Raw genomic sequence first — 16,219 nt, 5'->3', positions numbered from 1 at the left:
CGCAAGGCGCCGGAGCGCCCTCATCGCGGAGCGATTCGGGCGTTTCGGCAACGCGGAGAGGTGCCGCAGCTGTCGTCGCGCGCCCGCCAGGGATTACGGGACAGCCCTCAGGGGGTGCGGGGCGGGCGACGTGAGCCCGCCGGGCCTCCTGCGGACGTTTCCGTGGCCGCCGGGTCCGCGGCGGCCACGTCGCGGCAGGACCGGCCCGTACGCAGGTTCGAGGTGGCGCCGTCGATGACGGAGTCGAGCCGGTCCCGCGCGACGGTCAGTTCGGCGACCCTGCCGTCGATGCGGTCCCGCTCCACCGCCAGCCGCGCCAGTAGCTCCGGGGTGGCCCTGCCGTCGACGACGCACGGCAGCAGGTCGACGATCGCCCTGCTCGGCAGCCCGGCGGCGTAGAGCTGCTGGATCAGCCGGACGCGGTCGACCGCGCTCCCCGGGTAGCGCCGCTGGCCACTGGGGCTGCGTTCCGAGGTGAGCAGCCCCTGCTCCTCGTAGTACCGCAGCGCGCGCACGCTGACCTGCGCCGCGGCGGCCAGCTCGCCGATCCGCATCCCGCGCCCCCTTCGTGAGCCGGCCCAACGCCTTGCCCCTGACGTCAGCGTCAGGTCCTACCGTAACGCGCACGGCTCCACGACAGGCGCGGTCCCCGGTCGCGGCCGCCGGGAGAGACCTCGCGCCGCCACAGGCGCCCGGCAAGCAGACGAAGCGGAAGGAAGTGCCCGCATGACCACCTCCGACACCCCACCGACCGGCGTCCCCGTCCCCGCCCCCGTCCCCGTCGTCTCGGTGAAGCCTCTCTCGCTGCCCGCACCGGGCCGGGGGCGGGACCTGCTGCTGCGCGTGTCCGCGCCGACGACCGGCGACGCCCTCCCGGTCGTCCTCCTCTCCCACGGCTTCGGCTCGTCGCTGGAGGGCTACGGTCCGCTGGCCGACTACTGGGCCGCCCACGGCTTCGTGGTGGTCCAGCCCACCCACCTGGACTCCAGGACGGTGGGCCTCCCGCGGGACGACCCGCGCACGCCGGGCGTCTGGCGCTCGCGCGTCGCGGACATGGAACGGATCCTCGACCACCTCGACGTGCTGGAAGCCGCGGTGCCCGGCCTCAGCGGCCGTACCGACCACAGCCGCGTGGCCGCGGCCGGACACTCCTTCGGCGGGCAGACGGCGGGCATCCTGCTGGGGCTGCGCGTCGTGGACCCGGTGACCGGAAGGGGGGAGGACCTGTCCGACCCGCGGATCGGGGCGGGTGTGCTGCTCGCCACGGCGGGCCGGGGCGGGGACGACCTGACCCCGTTCGCGGCCGAGCACTTCCCCTCGATGAACCCGGACTTCACCCACATGACCACGCCGGCGCTCGTCGTCGTCGGGGACCGGGACGACTCGCCGCTGAGCGTACGGGGACCGGAATGGATGACCGACCCCTACCACCTGAGCCCCGGCGGTGAGGGCCTGCTCACGCTCTTCGGGGCGGAGCACTCCCTCGGCGGCGTCGCCGGCCACGAGGTCCGGGAGACCACCGACGAGCACCCTGCCCGGGTCGCCCTCGTCCAGCAGGTCACCCTGGCCTACCTGCGCCACGCGCTCGGCGTCGACGGGTCCGGCTGGACGGCGGCCCGCGAGGCCCTCGGCGCGGGTGCCCACCCGCTCGGCCGGCTCGAATCCGCCTGATTGGCCCCAGTCCGCCGGAGGACGTGCGTCAGACGGCCAGGTCCTCGGCCGGCAGCAGTTGCTGGGCCTCCTTGCGGAACCGCTCGCTCCAGGGGGTGGGCCGCAGGGTGCCGGGGTCGAGCCGGACGAGGACCCGGCGGCCCCGCGCGTGGGTGACCGCGCCGTCGGCGGAGCAGTACCGGAAGCCGTACGTGAGGCCGGTGGTACCGAGCCTTTCCAGCCACAGGTGGACGGCGTAGTCGCCACTGAGGGTCACGGGCCGCTCGTAGCCGATGGTGAACTCGCGCACCGCGTTGCAGGCGTCCTCGGCCTCGGCCCAGTTCCCCCGGTAGCTCCAGCCCAGCGCCTGCCAGTAGGCCGACCAGGCGCGTTCGACCAGGACCGGGTAACGGCCGTTGTGCAGCAGCCCGAGCGCGTCGAGGTCGTCGAAGTGCACGTGGGAGGGGACGAGCACGCCGTACGGGGGCGCGGCGGTGCCGGGGGCGGGGGCTTCGGCGGTCATGGTCTCGGGGCTCCTGGGCTGCGAGGATCGAACACCTCATCGTAGGTGCGGGCTCAGGGCGTCTGACCAGCGGGTTCGGGGCGCCGGAAAGGACCGCCCGGCCGCGCGACGCCGGCCGCTCCCGCCGCGCGCCGGCCCTCCGTACCCGCCCCGGACGCAGCCGGGTCACCCCGGGTGACCGGTGCGTCCCCGGCACCTGGCGAGGACTTGCCCTTACGCACCACTAACATGTGCCGGAATCCATCAACGGGGAACATCCGTGCGGGCACCGTCGAGCGGGCCCCCGGAGAACGGGAGCGGACCTCATGGACCTCGGCGTGCGCTGGAAACTGCACGGCGACGGACGCACACCGGCCCCCGGCGCCGTGGTGCGCCCGGACGAGCGGCTGAGCTGGCCGCGCACCGTCGGCCTCGGCGCGCAGCACGTCGTGGCGATGTTCGGGGCCTCCTTCGTGGCCCCCGTCCTCATGGGCCTGGACCCGAACCTCGCGATCATGATGTCGGGTGTCTCCACCGCGATCTTCCTGCTCGCGACGCGCGGCCGGGTGCCCAGCTATCTGGGCTGCTCCCTGTCGTTCGTGGGGGTCGCGGCCGTGATCCGCGCCCAGGGCGGGACCAGCGCGACGGTGACCGGCGCGGTGCTCGTGGTGGGCGCCGTGCTCTTCGTGATCGGCCTCGCGGTGCGGAGATTCGGGGCGCGGATCATCCACGCCGCGATGCCGCCCGTCGTGACGGGCGCGGTCGTCATGCTGATCGGCTTCAACCTGGCCCCGGTCACCGCGTCCACGTACTGGCCGCAGGACCAGTGGGTGGCGCTGCTGACGATGCTGTTCACCGGGCTCGCGGTGGTGTGTCTGCGCGGCTTCTGGTCGCGTATCGCGATCTTCCTGGGCCTCGTCTTCGGCTACCTCGTCTCCTGGCTCTTCGACCGCGTCTTCGGGCGCGTCCACTCGGTCAACGGCGGGACCGAGGCCGTCGACCACTGGCGTCTGGACCTGTCCGGGGTGGGCAAGGCCGAGTGGGTCGGTCTGCCCTCCTTCCACGGGCCCGCCTTCCACTGGTCGGCGATCCTGGTCGCGCTGCCCGTCGTGATCGCGCTGGTCGCGGAGAACGCCGGACACGTCAAGGCGGTCGGCGAGATGACCGGTGAGAACCTCGACGGGAAGCTGGGCACCGCGATCTCGGCGGACGGCGTCGGCTCGATGCTGTCCACGGCGGTCGGCGGCCCGCCCAACACGACCTACTCCGAGAACATCGGCGTGATGGCCGCGACCCGGGTCTACTCGACGGCCGCCTACTGGGCCGCCGCCGGTTTCGCCCTGCTGTTCGGGCTGTGCCCGAAGTTCGGCGCCGTCGTGGCGGCCGTCCCGGGCGGGGTGCTCGGCGGCATCACCGTGATCCTCTACGGCATGATCGGCCTGCTCGGCGCGCAGATCTGGCTCGGTGCCAAGGTCGATCTGCGCAATCCGCTCAACCTCGTGCCGACCGCCGCCGGGATCATCATCGGGGTCGGCGGGGTCTCGCTGAAGTTCTCCGACAACTTCGAGCTGAGCGGGATCGCGCTGGGCACCCTCGTGGTGATCACGGGCTACCACGCGCTGCGGGCGATGGCCCCGGCGCACCTCAAGACGCAGGAGCCGCTGCTCGACTCGGGCACCTCCACGTACGACTCGCACTCCACCGGCCAGCAGGACGCGGGGCGGTAGCGACCGCCCCGTTCGCTCGCCGTGTCGCGCTGTCCCTCGTTGTGGGGAAGCCCCCGGCACGGCGGCCCCCGGGCCGGGCCGGGGCTGGAACGCTGCTGCCATGGAGCGATCCGAGCAGTTCCCGCGGGTCCCGGAGGGGATCACAGTCCCGGACGGGATCGGCGGCGTCCTGGTACGTATGCGCGCGCTCGGCGCGCACTGGCCGCCCGGCGACGGGGTGGCCGTCTTCCACCGGCTCTATCTGACGGTGACCGAGGAGGTGGCCCGCCTGGTGGAGCGGGGGGCGTTCCCGGACGCGCGGGCCGCGACGGTGCTCGACGTGTGCTTCGCCGAGCGCTATCTCACGGCGGTCGAGGCGTACGAGTCGGGGCGCCGGCCCCCGGCCTGCTGGCGGCCGCTGTTCCACTCCAGGAACCACCCGGGGGTCCGGCCGCTTCAGTTCGCGCTGTGCGGCGTCAACGCGCACATCGGTCACGATCTGGCCCTGGCCGTCGTGGACGCCTGCCGCACGCTCGGCTGTGAACCAACGGACCTGCAAGACGAGTTCGACCGGGTCGGCGATCTGCTGACGAGCCTGGAGGAGCGCGTCAGGGACGAACTGATGCCGGGCCCCGACCTGCTGGAGCTGGCCGATCCGCTGACCCACCTGGCCGGTTCCTGGAGTCTGGAGCGGGCCAGGGACGCGGCCTGGGCGGTGGCGAGGACGCTGTGGGCGCTGCGCGGACTGCCGGGGATCGCCGAGGAGGTACGGGAGCGGCTCGACGACGGGGTGGGCCTGGTCGGGCGGATGCTGCTCACCCCGTGCTCGCCCGGCGCCGCGCGCCTCCCCGCCCATCCGGCCGCTCCCGCCCCGGCCGCTCAGTCCTCGGGCAGCGCGACGGGGGCGATCTCCTCGTAGCGGTCGCCCGGCCCGGGGTTGCCCGGGTCGCAGGCCCCGCCGAGGTGGTGCATGACGCCCCACACGGCGTTCAGCGCGGTCTGCACGGCGCCCTCGGCCCAGCCGGCCGTCCACGAGATGTCGTCCCCGGCGAGGAAGAGGCCGCGCCGGTCCTCGGGCAGCGTGTCCTGCACGAAGTGGGTGAACAGCCGCCGCTGGTACCGGTAGTGGCCCGGCAGGTTGGCCTTGAAGGCGCCCATGAAGTACGGCTCGTCCTCCCAGGAGACCGTCACCGGGCTGCCGATGAGGTGGCGCCGGATGTCGACCTTGGGGTAGATCTCGCGCAGCGAGTTGAGCATGACCTCCATCCGTTCCTCGGCGGACAGCGGGAGCCACTTGAGGCTGTCGTCGCACCACGTGTAGGAGAGGCAGATCACGGCGGGGCGGTCGGGGCCGTTGTCCAGCAGGTAGGTGCCGCGGGTCATCCGGTCGGTGAGAGTCATCGACATGACGTCCCGGCCGGTCTCCTCGTCCGTGTCGAGCCAGAACGGCCGGTCCACGGGCACGAACAGCTTGCTGGACTCCATGTAGTGGGTGCGCTCGATCGCCGTCCAGTGGTCGATCGGGAACAGCGCGTCGTCGCAGGCGATCTTGGAGAGAAGCATCCAGGACTGGGCGGTGAACACGGCGGCCTTGTAGGTGCGCAGTTTGCCCTCGGCGTCGGTCACGGTGACACGGTTGCCCGCGGTGCGGTGCAGCCGGGTCACCGCCGGCCGGGGCTCCCCTCCGTGGAGGGAGGACAGCGAGGTGCCGCGCGGCCAGTGCAGGAGCTTGTCGGGGGCGTGTTCCCACAGCCGCAGCGGGAGTTGCTGGCTGCCGCCGACGATGCCGCGGTGGTGGTCGTCCGCCTCGGTGTAGACGACGCGCAGGATCTCCAGGATGGAGTTCGGGAAGTCGGTGTCCCAGCCGCCGGTGCCGAAGCCGACCTGCCCGAAGATCTCCCGGTGCCGGAAGGAGGAGAACGCCTCGGACTGGCACAGGAACCCGTAGAAGGTCTGGTCGTCCAGCCGCTCCACCAGCCGGGACCAGATCTCCCGGATTTTCGGCACGTCGCGGGTGCGCAGCGCCGTGTTCATGGCGGAGAACTCGGCGCCCTCCTCCAGGCAGCTGCGCCACGCCTCGGCGACGTCGCGGTAGACCTGCGGCAGGTCGTCGATGGTCCGGGCGTAGTGCGGCACGCCCTTGAGGTCCACGACGGTCGAAGGGGTCGCGGGCGACAGCGGGTTGGGGAAGGGGGCGGTGTCCAGGCCGACGAGGTCGATGTAGTGCTGGAGCGCCGTCGAGGAGGGCGGGAAGCGCATCGCGCCGAGTTCGGCCCGCAGCCCCGGCTCGCAGCCCTCGAAGCCGACGGTGCGCAGCCGCCCGCCGAGCTGGTCGGCCTCGTACACGACCGGCTTGAGGCCCATCTTCATCAGTTCGTACGCGGTCACCAGACCGGAGAGCCCACCGCCGATGACGGCGACCTCGGTTCCGTGCTCGGTCGCGGGCACCTGGCCGAGCCCGGCCGGGTGGGCGAGGAAGTCGTCGTAGGCGTACGGGAAGTCGGGCCCGAACATCGTGATGGGCGGCTGCGCTTCGGCCTGCGGAACGGCGGTGGGCACCGTGGACGTCATGTGCGGGTACTCCTGGGACAGCGGGGTGGGTCTCGGGTTCTGGTGCGCTTCAGGCGCGGCCGGGGGCGCCGTGGAGATCGGCCCGGCGGTCGGCGAGGTAGGGGTTGCGGGCGCGGGATTCGGCGAGGGCCGCCGGGTCGGCCTCGCCGAACAGCAGGGCCTTCTCGGCGGAGCCCCGGACGAGGTCGCCGCCCTCGGGCCCGGCCAGGCAGCTCAGCCCGACGAAGTCGAACTCGCCCTCCGAACCGGTGCGGTTGACGTAGGCGATGTAGAGCTGGCTCTCGAAGGCGCGGACCGGGACCACCGAGCGGGCCACGAACTCGTAGGGGTGCATCTGGGCGGTGGGCACCAGGAGCAGGTCGGTACCGGCGAGGGCGTGGGCGCGGACGTTCTCGGGGAACTCGACGTCGTAGCAGATCATGAGGCCCACCCGCAGTCCGTCGATCGTGGCCTGGACGACCGGCTCCGCCCCGGGGGTGAACACGGCGCGTTCGAAGTCGCCGTACAGGTGGGTCTTGCGGTAGCCGGCCAGCCTGGCGCCGTCCGCGCCGACCAGCAGCGCGGAGTTGTGCACCCGCTCCCCCGCGCGCTCGGGGTATCCGCAGACGAGGGCGACGCCGTGGCGGCGGGCGAGCGCGCCGAGGCTCCGTACGGCCTCCCGCTCGGTCAGGGCGTACGCGGCGGTGCGCTCGCCGAGGGCGTAGCCGGTCAAGAACATCTCCGAGGTGACGAGGACGCGGGCCCCGGCCGCGGCGGCGCGGGCGGCGGCCTCGTCCAGCTCGGCGAGGTTCTTCTCCGGTTCGCCCGGGTGACCGGAGCTCTGGAGCAGGGCGAGACGGAACGGGGGTGCGGACATGGCTGACCTCGGACGAAGCGGACGGGAACACCCAGACCGTACGGCTGCCGCGCGGAGCGCGACAAGACGCGAACGTGCGCCTCAGACCGGCGAATCGTTGCGGGTACCGGGGCCGATGCGGTGATCTGTTGCGTCCTCGGTGCTCTCGGGCCGCGCGGGGGCGGACGGGGGGCTCTGCTGTCCCCGCCCCTTCTGGTGACCGGGCCGCGCGCCGTCCCCCTGGGCGAGCACTCTGGCCTCGCTCTGCAGGTGGGCGGCGTCCTTGCGGAAGGTGGGCAGCAGCCGCATGAGCGCCTCGCCGGGGCAGTCCGTCTCGTACGCCTCGATGTGGCCGAGGACGGTCGGCACGTTGACGGCGGTGTCCTTCGGGAACCGGCTGTTGCTGTTGGTGGAGACGAGCTGGGTGCGGGCGGCGGGATCGATCTGGGTGAGACCGAGTTTCCAGGCGATGAGCTTCTCCACGGACTCCCGCAGCGGCCTGGGCACGGGCACCCCCGCCGTGTACGTGCCGATCGCGGCGATCCCGGTCGTCCCCGTGTTGAGGCCGACGGTGTGCGCCCCGATCACCGCGCGGTCCACGCCGCCGAGCCGGCCCTCGAAGATCGTGCCGCACTTGTCGACGAGGAAGTTGTACCCGATGTCGCCCCAGCCCTTGGCCACGGCGTGGGCCTCGTAGATCTCGCGTACGAGATGGGGGCTGTCCGCGCAGTCGTAGCCGTTGGGGTTGTCGGTGTGGTGGATGACCACGGCGTGCACGGAGTCCGCGTAGTGCGGTTTCTGGTCGAGCAGGTGGGGGTCGGCGCCCCACTGCTCGCGGGTCACGATGGGCGGTTTGAGCGCGTCGGCCGGGGAGGGCGGGCTGGCCTGGGCGCTCGGCGGCCGGCGGCGCGCGCCCCCGTCGGCGCCGAAGGGCGGAGCGCCCACGAGAGCCAGCACGAGCAGGGTGGCCGCGGCCGTGGCTGCGACGCCGGTGGCCGCCCGGACAAGGGGGCGCCGGCGTCGGTCGGAACCTCGCGCGACTCTCATCTTTGTCCAGCGTGGGGGCTCTCGTCCCGCCCCGCCGGTTGGGTTGCTCCGGACGGAGGTCCGGGGTGCCGGGCTACGGGTCGAAGCGCCGCAGCAGCGGGGAGAGCACCAGCACGGACTTGGTCCGCTCCACGAACGGCTCCCCCGCGATCCGCTCCAGGACCTGCTCGAAGTGGCGCATGTCGGCGGTGAACACCTGGACCACGGCGTCCGCCTCGCCGGTGACGGTCGACGCGGAGACGACCTCCGGGTACCGCTCCAGTCCGCGCCGGATGGCCTCCGGGGAGGTCTGGCGGCGGCAGTACAGCTCGATGAGCCCCTCGGTGCGCCAGCCGAGGACGGCGGGGTCCACCCGGACGGTGAAGCCCCGGATCGCCCCGCTCGCCCGCAGCCGGTCCACGCGCCGCTTCACGGCGGGGGCGGACAGGCCCACGCGCGCGCCGATGTCGGCGTAGGAGCGGCGGGCGTCCTGGGCGAGGACGCGGACGATGCGTTCGTCGAGTTCGTCGAGCACGGCGGAAACGTTCATTTCTCCCGGGGAGGCGCTGCGGCGGCCAGGCGTGAGTGCCGCACGCCGTATCCGAAGTAGACCACGAGGCCCAGCAGCATCCAGCAGGCGAAGACCACCCAGGTCACGGTGGACAGGCTGAACATGAGCCATACGCAGAACCCGAAGCCGAGCACGGGCAGCACGGGGAAGAGCGGGACCCGGAAGCTGCGGCGCATACCGGGCCGGGTACGGCGCAGGACGATGACGGCCACGTTGACGAGGGCGAAGGCGAACAGCGTCCCGATGCTCGTCGCGTCGGCGAGGTTGCCGAGCGGGACGACCGCGGCGAGCACCCCGCAGAACAGCACGACCAGGAGGGTGTTGGCCCGCGGGGTGCCGCTGCCCGCGTGGACGCGGGAGAACACCGGCGGGACCAGCCCGTCGCGGGACATCGCGAAGATCACCCGGGTCTGTCCGTACAGGACGGTCAGGACCACGCTCGCGATGGCGACGACCGCGCCGAGCGAGAGCAGGACCGGCCACAGGTTCTGGCCGGTGACCTGCCGGGTGATCCCGGCGAGCGCCGCCTCGGAGCCCTGGAACTCGCGCCAGGGCCTGGCGCCGACGGCGACGACCGCGACCAGGACGTACAGCGCGGTGACGATCCCGAGCGAGAGCATGATGGCGCGCGGCAAATCGCGCTGCGCGTCGGTCGCCTCCTCCCCGGCGGTCGAGGCCGCGTCGAAGCCGATGTACGAGAAGAACAGGGTGGCCCCGGCCGCGCTGATCCCGCTCACCCCGTACGGCGCGAAGTCGGCGTAGTTCGCGGAGCGCAGGCCCAGGAAGCCGATCACGCAGAACAGCAGCAGGGCGGCGATCTTGACGCACACCATGATCGTGTTGGCGCGGGCCGACTCCTTGGCGCCGCCGAGCAGGAAGACCAGGGCGAGCAGGACGACGGCGAGGGCGGGCACGTTCACCACGCCGCCCTGTCCCGGCGGGGCCGAGATGACCTCGGGGAGCGTCACCCCGATCGTGCCGTCCAGGAACTCGTTGACGTACTGCCCCCAGCCCACGGCCACGGCGGCGACCGAGACCCCGTACTCCAGCACGAGGCACCAGCCGCACACCCAGGCGACGAACTCGCCGAGGGTCGCGTAGGCGTAGGAGTACGAGGAGCCGGCGACCGGGATCGCCCCGGCCAGTTCCGCGTAGGACAGCGCGGAGAACAGGGCGGTGACGCCGGCCAGCAGGAAGGACACGATGACGGCGGGCCCGGCCTTGGGCACGGCCTCGCCCAGGACGACGAAGATGCCGGTGCCCAGGGTCGCGCCGATGCTGATCATGGTGAGCTGCCACAGCCCCAGGGAGCGCCGCAGGCTCCCGCCCTCGCCCTCACCGCCCTCGGCGACCAGCCGGTCGACCGGTTTGCGTCGGGTCAGCGCGGACCGTCGCGGCAGTCCTGTTGTCGGCACTCGGGGCTCCTGTGGGTGGCGGGGCGGGGACGGCGGCGGGGCGGGGGGTCGGCACGACCGTAAGGCAGCGCGGGACCGCCTTCCGGCAGGCCGACCCGCGCACTCCCCCGGTCGCTCCGCCCCGGCGCCCCCGCGGCCTCCCGGGAGGCCGCGGGGGTGAGCTGGTTCTGCGGGCCGTGCCCGCCGCGCCGCCTCGACTACCCCGACCTGCGGAAACCAACCACTTCCCGGTGCGGAGCCCTGGGTGGGCTCAGTCGGCGGTGACGCGCAGGACGCCCGTGACGGTGCCCTGGTACCAGACGCCGCCCGGGGCGGCGGTGCCCGCCATTTGCAGGGTGTCGAAGAGGGAGCCGACACCGACGCGGCCGCTGCGGGTCACGGCGCCGGTCGCGGGGTCGATCTCGGCGTAGCGGTAGGGGTCGAGGACGCCCGAGCCCGTGGTGCCGGGGATCAGCGGGTCGCGCAGCACGGTGTGCAGGCGGCCGTCGGCGGTGGAGAGTTTCGGGACGGCGGCGGAGCGCAGGGTGTTGTCCCAGACCAGTGCGCAGCCGGAGCCGTCGGCGCGGACGTCCACGCGGGTCAGCCCGCCGGTGAAGTCGGCCGAGGCGGGGACGCTGGGGCCCGCGTCGGCGGGGACGGCCGGGTACGGGTAGCCGTAGGTACTGGCCACGTAGACGCTGCGGCCCGCGCCGATCGGGGAGTTCTCGCTTCCGGGCCCGCCCGCGAGGAGGACGGGGGTGGAGCACACCTGGCGTCCCGTGGCCGTCGCGTAGACCTGGAGGGAGACCTGCCGGTCCGCGTTGTCGACCACGGCCACGTAGTCCGCGCCGTCGGTGGGCCCGAAGAAGGTCGGGGTGGAGCCGCTGCCCCAGCTCAGCTGGCCCGGTTTGCGCGCGGAGCCCCGGTCGTAGGCCCGGCGCCAGGAGATCCGCGGCGTGCCGTCGGCGGCGGAGGTCAGCAGGTAGGTGGCCGCCGTGGTGGTGACGAGGGTGCCCGCGGGGGCCGTGGAGATGCTGTTGGCGATCCTCTCCTCCCCGGGCAGCCGCAGGGTGCGCACGGTGCCGGTGCGGTCGTCGGCGGTGCCCACCAGCCCGCCGCCGGTCGCGAACCAGACCCGGCCCGCCCAGTCGGGGGAGATCCCGGTCACGGCGTCGTCGGCGGGGACGGCCGAGGTCAGCGGGAGGGACGAGTCGACCGACAGGCTCCAGTCACCGGCGGCGTTCCTGTGGTGGCCCACCCGCAGCAGCGAGCGGCTGCCGTCGATCACCACGAGCCGGTCGTCCTGGTCGAGGTAGGCGTACACGCCGCCGAGCAGCGAGCCCTTGGTCAGGGGGAGTTCGGCCAGGGAGGAGCCGTTCGAGGGGTCGAGGAGGTGCACGGTCGGCACCTGCCCGAAGATCGGCGTGCACAGCACGACCGGGTATCCGTCCCCGCCGACGAGCACCGTGGGGCAGGCCGAGGCGAGCGCCACCCGCTTCGAGCGGAGGGTCCCGGCGCCGGGACCGGGCAGCGCAGTGGTGTCCGAGGAGCCGGTGTCCCCGTGCATCGTGGCCGTGCCGGCCGGTCCGGCGTAGGGGTTGGGCGCGAGAACGGGCGTCGGGGGCGCGTCCGAGGCGACCGCGGGGGCCGCCGTCAGCACGGAGGCGAGTACGGCGGCGACGCCGAGGGCCGCGGCCGAGCGGCGCGGACGCGGGGCGGGGCGGAGGAAGGGCATGGGTACTCCGGGGGCTTCCTTGACGGGAACGGGGACCCGCTCCGCGCCGAGGCGCACGGCGCCGTCGGGGAGGGACACTCAGGGGCGTCCTGTCCGGAACCTGACACACCGTGTGCACGCGGCACGGGCCGGGATACGGAGATCAGCGACAGCGACAGGACAGCGGGCGGCCGGGACACGCCGCGCGGGCGCGGGCGGCCGACTGCCGCGTGCGCCGCCCCCCGCTGTGGTCCATGCGCATATGGTGACCACCTGGGGAGGCCGGTGCCAACCACCGTCCCGGTCCGCGAGACACCTTCCGCTCCCCCCGCCCCGTCCTTCCCGGGGGGCAGGCGTAACCGCGCCGGTCCCGGGTACCCGCCGGGTTGGACTTGTTCGCGCCGGGGGGCGCGGGCCGGCGGGCCGTTACGGGGAGGCCGCGATGAACGCGGGCGGGGCAGGAGATGCCGGCGCGAGGGGCCAGGAAGACGACAGGGCCGCGGGGACGACGAAGGGCAGCACGACTATGACGGTGGTCCGCGGAGCGCGGGGCTGATGCCGCGCATCCCGCAGAGCCTCGTCCTCGAAGGGCCGGCCGCCACGAGCGCGGAGGCCAGGGACGTGGCGTCCCAGTTCGTCGCGCACATGTGCCCGTGGGCGGAGACCGAGGCCGTCGTGCTCGTCGTCGCCGAACTCGTGGCGAACGCGGCGCGGCACACACGCGGCCCCTGGCGGCTGTCCCTGTGGGCGCACCTGGGCGAGCTGCGGATCGGGGTGGAGGACTCCAGCAGCGACCCGCCGGTCGGCCGTGCGCCCGATCTGGCGGGCGGCGGCGGCTTCGGCTGGCACCTCGTGCACCGCCTCGCCCACCACGTGCTCGTCATCGGCCTGCCGCAGGGCAAACGGGTCGAGGCGCGGTGGGAGGCACCGCACCGGGGCGGGGAGCCGGTCCGGCGGCCGTGACCGCCGGACCGGCTCCGCTCGATCGACCCGCCGGACCGGTCCCGCTCGGTCGACCCGCCGGGCCGCTCCCGCTGACGCGTCGGCCCGGCTCAGGGCGCGGTCAGCTCCAGCTGACGTGCAGCGGCTTGCCCTCGGCGTACCCGGCGGCGCTCTGCACGCCGACGACGGCGCGCTCGGCGAACTCCTCCAGGCTGTGCGCCCCCGCGTAGGTGCAGGAGGAACGGACCCCGGCGACGATCGAGTCGATGAGGTCCTCCACTCCGGGGCGGACGGGGTCGAGGAACATGCGGGAGGTGGAGATGCCCTCCTCGAACAGCGCCTTGCGGGCACGGTCGTAGGCGGACTCCTCGGCGGTGCGGTTGCGCACGGCGCGGGCCGAGGCCATGCCGAAGGACTCCTTGTAGAGGCGGCCGTCGGCGGCCTGCCGCAGGTCCCCGGGGGACTCGTGGGTCCCGGCGAACCACGACCCGATCATGACGTTCGAGGCGCCCGCGGCGAGCGCCATGGCCACGTCACGGGGGTGACGCACCCCGCCGTCGGCCCACACGTGCTTGCCGAACTTGCGCGCCTCCGTGGCGCATTCGAGGACGGCGGAGAACTGGGGCCGGCCCACACCGGTCGCCATCCGGGTCGTGCACATGGCGCCGGGACCGACGCCGACCTTGATGATGTCGGCGCCCGCCGCGATCAGGTCGCGCACCCCTTCGGCCGCCACGATGTTGCCCGCGACGACGGGGACCTGCGGGTCGAGGGCGCGGACGGCCTTGAGCGCGGAGATCATCGACTCCTGGTGGCCGTGCGCGGTGTCGACGACGAGCGTGTCCACTCCGGCGTCGAGGAGCTGCTCGGCCTTGCCCGCGACGTCGCCGTTGATCCCGACGGCGGCGGCCACCCGTAGTGCGCCCGCGTCGTCGGTGGCGGGCTGGTAGAGCGTGGCGCGCAGGGCGCCGGTGCGGGTGAGGATGCCGGCCAGACGGCCCTCGCGGTCGACGGCCGGGGCGTAGCGCCGGTTCGCGCCGTCGAGGCGGTTGAAGGCGTCGCGCGGGGCGATCTCCGCGTCGAGCAGCACGAGATCGCGGGACATGACCTCGGAGAGCTGGGTGAAGCGGTCCACGTCCGAGAGGTCCCGGTCGGTGACGACGCCGATCGGGCGCATCGCCTCGTCGACGACGACCCCGGCGTTGTGGGCGCGCTTGGGCAGCAGGGACAGCGCGTCACCGACGGTCTGGTGCGGGCTGAGCACGATGGGGGTGTCGAGCACGAGGTGGCGCTGCTTGACCCAGGACGTGACCTCGGCGACGACCTCGATCGGGATGTCCTGCGGGAGGACGGTGATGCCGCCCCGCCGGGCCACGGTCTCGGCCATCCGGCGACCGGCGATGGCGGTCATGTTGGCGACCACGAGGGGGATGGTGGTCCCGGTCCCGTCCGGGGAGCTGAGGTCCACCGCCTGCCGAGAACCGACGGACGAGTGGCGCGGGACCATGAAGACGTCGTCGTACGTCAGGTCGTACGGCGGCTGGAGGTCGTTGAGGAAACGCACGTGCGCACATCCCAGGGTGTTCGAGGTGATCCCTGAGCCGGTGGGCCGAGGGAAAAAGGCACGTACTTCATCTTCCCATTCCCCACCCGCCCCGGGCCACGGGATGATCGTCCAGAGCCCGGGTCCGCCGGATCGGCGGATCGTCCAAGCCGCAGGTGGGAGCGGGGGCGGGGTCAGTCCCCGAGGGACAGCAGGACGGACAGGGGGGTGTCGCCGCCCCGCCCACGCGCCACCGCCTCGCCCAGGACCTCCTGGGCCGTCGCCCACTCCGCCGGTGCGGCCTGGGCGTACGGCTGCCAGTGCGTGAGGACGAGGACCCGGCCGCGCGCGGGCGGGGCCCAGGAGAGGTCGCCCAGGCAGTCGGCGAGCGCGTCCCAGTTGTGGCCGAACCAGTCGGGCAGGCGCAGGGCCCCGGCACAGGCCGTGAGGAAGCCCGGCTTGTCACGCACGCCCGACAGGTCGATCTCCACGGTGTCCCAGCCGGCCGCCCGCGCCGCCTCCAGCGCACCGGCCCATCCGTTCGGCCCCGTCATCTCCGTAGCCTCCCTCGTCGGGCATCGGGTTCTCTGGCGTACGTCCGCTCCCCGCCGGTCCGGTCGCTCAGTGGTCGTCCGGGTCCGCGCGCTCCAGCGCCGGATGCGGCGGGCCGCCCGCGGTGAGCAGGTAGTCGGCGGCGGCGGTGTCCGTCACGAGGCTCGTGACCAGGCCCGAGCGCAGGACGGCGTCGATCGCGGCGGCCTTGCGGTGCCCGCCCGCGATGGCCACGACCTCCGGAATGCGGCGCAGCCGGTCGGGTTCGACGGTGATGCACCGCTCCCCCAGGTCCCGGCCCACCCGGCGGCCCTGCGCGTCGAAGAGGTGCGCGGACATCTCCGCGGCCACGCCCAGCGAGGCGTAGTGGCGGCGCTCCTCGGCGCTCAGCATGTCGTGCACGGTGGAGATCCCCGGCTCCCAGGAGCCGATGGACACGGCGGCCACGGTGACCTTGTCGAAGTACTCGAAGGCCCGTGCGATCCCGGTCTGGCCGCGCAGCGCGGCGGCGGTCGCCGGATCGGGCAGCAGCATCGGCGCGTAGATGGGATGCGCCTCACCGCCGGAGACCTGCGCGGCCCGCCGGACCGCCTCGACCGAACCGCGTTCAGCCGTGCCCGCGTCGTACACGCCGGTGAGCTGCACGACCGTGCACGGCGGGAGGGTGTGCAGGGCGGTGGCCATGTGAATCGTGGAACGGCCCCAGGCCAGGCCCAGGACGTCTCCCTCGTGGACCAGCTCGCCGAGCAGGTCGGCCGCCACATCGCCCAGGTTCTCCGGGTCCGGGGAGTCGTCGGCCTCGGCCGGCGACTCGACGACCACGGCGTGCCGCAGGCCGTAGCGGGCGCGCAGCGCGTCGGAGCGCTCCGCGTCCAGCTCGGCCGGTACGCGGATCTCGATCCGTACGAGATCCCTTTCGAGAGCGGTCTCCAGGACCCGGGCCACCTTGAAGCGGCTCACGCCGAACTCCTCGGCGATCTGGATCTTGGATTTGCCCTCCAGGTAGAAGCGGCGGGCCATGGCCGCCGCCTGGACCAGCTCAGCGGGTCCCATCCGCATGGCTGCCCGACCCGCCGACATCGCGGACACGGCGATCTCCTCACTGCTGTTCACACTCTGGATACGCCGTTCATCCTCGCAGATGCGGCGTGGCCTGATCAGCCCTCGCGGGCCTGCTTCACGTTCCCGTGGCCCAGTCGTGTCCCGCCGTCCC

General features: G+C 73.4%; 15 protein-coding genes. 4 read left to right on the top strand and 11 right to left on the bottom strand.

From position 1 onward, the window contains the following. Positions 1-107 precede the first annotated feature (107 nt). Complete coding sequence (locus ACFYMP_RS11200; protein WP_388854117.1) at positions 108-554, bottom strand: MerR family transcriptional regulator; 447 nt, start codon at positions 552-554, stop codon at positions 108-110. A 172-nt stretch (positions 555-726) separates the two neighbouring features. Here ACFYMP_RS11200 and ACFYMP_RS11195 point away from each other — a divergent pair, with 172 nt between their 5' ends. Continuing rightward, positions 727-1,671, top strand: coding sequence for an alpha/beta hydrolase family protein (locus ACFYMP_RS11195; protein ID WP_388854114.1), 945 nt, complete (start codon positions 727-729; stop codon positions 1,669-1,671). Between the two features lie 28 nt (positions 1,672-1,699). Here the strand turns inward: ACFYMP_RS11195 and ACFYMP_RS11190 are convergent, their stop codons facing one another. Beyond that, a complete protein-coding gene (locus ACFYMP_RS11190) occupies positions 1,700-2,173 on the bottom strand; it encodes an acyl-CoA thioesterase (RefSeq protein ID WP_388854111.1) in 474 nt (157 codons plus the stop codon). Positions 2,174-2,478: 305 nt separating this feature from the next. Here ACFYMP_RS11190 and ACFYMP_RS11185 point away from each other — a divergent pair, with 305 nt between their 5' ends. Beyond that, complete coding sequence (locus tag ACFYMP_RS11185; protein WP_388854108.1) at positions 2,479-3,879, top strand: uracil-xanthine permease family protein; 1,401 nt, start codon at positions 2,479-2,481, stop codon at positions 3,877-3,879. A 100-nt stretch (positions 3,880-3,979) separates the two neighbouring features. Beyond that, positions 3,980-4,777, top strand: coding sequence for a DUF5995 family protein (locus ACFYMP_RS11180; protein ID WP_388854105.1), 798 nt, complete (start codon positions 3,980-3,982; stop codon positions 4,775-4,777). Here the strand turns inward: ACFYMP_RS11180 and ACFYMP_RS11175 are convergent. The 6 genes from ACFYMP_RS11175 to ACFYMP_RS11150 all read right to left on the bottom strand — a co-directional run bounded on the left by ACFYMP_RS11175 (position 4,738) and on the right by ACFYMP_RS11150 (position 11,990). Then, entirely contained in the window at positions 4,738-6,429 is a 1,692-nt protein-coding gene (locus ACFYMP_RS11175) for a flavin monoamine oxidase family protein (RefSeq protein WP_388854102.1), read from the bottom strand. The two genes, ACFYMP_RS11180 and ACFYMP_RS11175, sit on opposite strands and share 40 nt — an antisense overlap. A gap of 49 nt (positions 6,430-6,478) precedes the next feature. Next, a complete protein-coding gene (locus ACFYMP_RS11170; RefSeq protein ID WP_388854099.1) occupies positions 6,479-7,285 on the bottom strand; it encodes a carbon-nitrogen hydrolase family protein in 807 nt (268 codons plus the stop codon). Positions 7,286-7,366: 81 nt separating this feature from the next. Beyond that, positions 7,367-8,311 carry a peptidoglycan recognition protein gene (locus ACFYMP_RS11165; RefSeq protein ID WP_388854096.1) on the bottom strand — a complete coding sequence of 315 codons (945 nt, stop codon included), beginning with the start codon at positions 8,309-8,311 and terminating at the stop codon, positions 7,367-7,369. 73 nt (positions 8,312-8,384) lie between these two features. Next, positions 8,385-8,825 (bottom strand): Lrp/AsnC family transcriptional regulator, encoded by a 441-nt coding sequence (locus ACFYMP_RS11160; protein WP_388854312.1) that lies wholly within the window; start codon positions 8,823-8,825, stop codon positions 8,385-8,387. Positions 8,826-8,836: 11 nt separating this feature from the next. Then, positions 8,837-10,276 (bottom strand): amino acid permease, encoded by a 1,440-nt coding sequence (locus tag ACFYMP_RS11155; protein ID WP_388854093.1) that lies wholly within the window; start codon positions 10,274-10,276, stop codon positions 8,837-8,839. 250 nt (positions 10,277-10,526) lie between these two features. After that, positions 10,527-11,990, bottom strand: a complete 1,464-nt coding sequence (locus ACFYMP_RS11150; protein ID WP_388854309.1) for a hypothetical protein — start codon at positions 11,988-11,990, stop codon at positions 10,527-10,529. Between the two features lie 534 nt (positions 11,991-12,524). Between ACFYMP_RS11150 and ACFYMP_RS11145 the strand changes: the two genes are divergently transcribed. Then, a complete protein-coding gene (locus tag ACFYMP_RS11145; RefSeq protein ID WP_388854090.1) occupies positions 12,525-12,932 on the top strand; it encodes an ATP-binding protein in 408 nt (135 codons plus the stop codon). Positions 12,933-13,032: 100 nt separating this feature from the next. On the opposite strand, the gene ACFYMP_RS11140 is transcribed toward ACFYMP_RS11145, so the two are convergent. From ACFYMP_RS11140 to ACFYMP_RS11130, 3 genes are all read right to left on the bottom strand, one after another. After that, positions 13,033-14,475, bottom strand: coding sequence for a GuaB1 family IMP dehydrogenase-related protein (locus ACFYMP_RS11140; protein WP_388854087.1), 1,443 nt, complete (start codon positions 14,473-14,475; stop codon positions 13,033-13,035). Positions 14,476-14,648: 173 nt separating this feature from the next. Further along, a complete protein-coding gene (locus ACFYMP_RS11135; RefSeq protein ID WP_388854084.1) occupies positions 14,649-15,008 on the bottom strand; it encodes a barstar family protein in 360 nt (119 codons plus the stop codon). A 67-nt stretch (positions 15,009-15,075) separates the two neighbouring features. After that, positions 15,076-16,119 (bottom strand): sugar-binding transcriptional regulator, encoded by a 1,044-nt coding sequence (locus ACFYMP_RS11130; RefSeq protein WP_388854080.1) that lies wholly within the window; start codon positions 16,117-16,119, stop codon positions 15,076-15,078. Positions 16,120-16,219: the final 100 nt, after the last annotated feature.

Source organism: Streptomyces sp. NPDC007088, from assembly GCF_042869355.1.
In the GTDB taxonomy this organism is placed as follows: Bacteria; Actinomycetota; Actinomycetes; order Streptomycetales; family Streptomycetaceae; genus Streptomyces.
The sequence above is the reverse complement of the archived record's forward strand: the minus strand, read 5'-3'. Positions and strand labels throughout refer to the sequence as shown.

Coding starts and splice junctions, on each gene's coding strand:
- ACFYMP_RS11170 (WP_388854099.1), bottom strand. CDS start 7,285: ATGTCCGCACCCCCGTTCCGTCTCGCCCTGCTCCAGAGCTCCGGTCAC.
- ACFYMP_RS11135 (WP_388854084.1), bottom strand. CDS start 15,008: ATGACGGGGCCGAACGGATGGGCCGGTGCGCTGGAGGCGGCGCGGGCG.
- ACFYMP_RS11190 (WP_388854111.1), bottom strand. CDS start 2,173: ATGACCGCCGAAGCCCCCGCCCCCGGCACCGCCGCGCCCCCGTACGGC.
- ACFYMP_RS11195 (WP_388854114.1), top strand. CDS start 727: ATGACCACCTCCGACACCCCACCGACCGGCGTCCCCGTCCCCGCCCCC.
- ACFYMP_RS11180 (WP_388854105.1), top strand. CDS start 3,980: ATGGAGCGATCCGAGCAGTTCCCGCGGGTCCCGGAGGGGATCACAGTC.
- ACFYMP_RS11165 (WP_388854096.1), bottom strand. CDS start 8,311: ATGAGAGTCGCGCGAGGTTCCGACCGACGCCGGCGCCCCCTTGTCCGG.
- ACFYMP_RS11185 (WP_388854108.1), top strand. CDS start 2,479: ATGGACCTCGGCGTGCGCTGGAAACTGCACGGCGACGGACGCACACCG.
- ACFYMP_RS11145 (WP_388854090.1), top strand. CDS start 12,525: ATGCCGCGCATCCCGCAGAGCCTCGTCCTCGAAGGGCCGGCCGCCACG.
- ACFYMP_RS11200 (WP_388854117.1), bottom strand. CDS start 554: ATGCGGATCGGCGAGCTGGCCGCCGCGGCGCAGGTCAGCGTGCGCGCG.
- ACFYMP_RS11175 (WP_388854102.1), bottom strand. CDS start 6,429: ATGACGTCCACGGTGCCCACCGCCGTTCCGCAGGCCGAAGCGCAGCCG.
- ACFYMP_RS11150 (WP_388854309.1), bottom strand. CDS start 11,990: ATGCCCTTCCTCCGCCCCGCCCCGCGTCCGCGCCGCTCGGCCGCGGCC.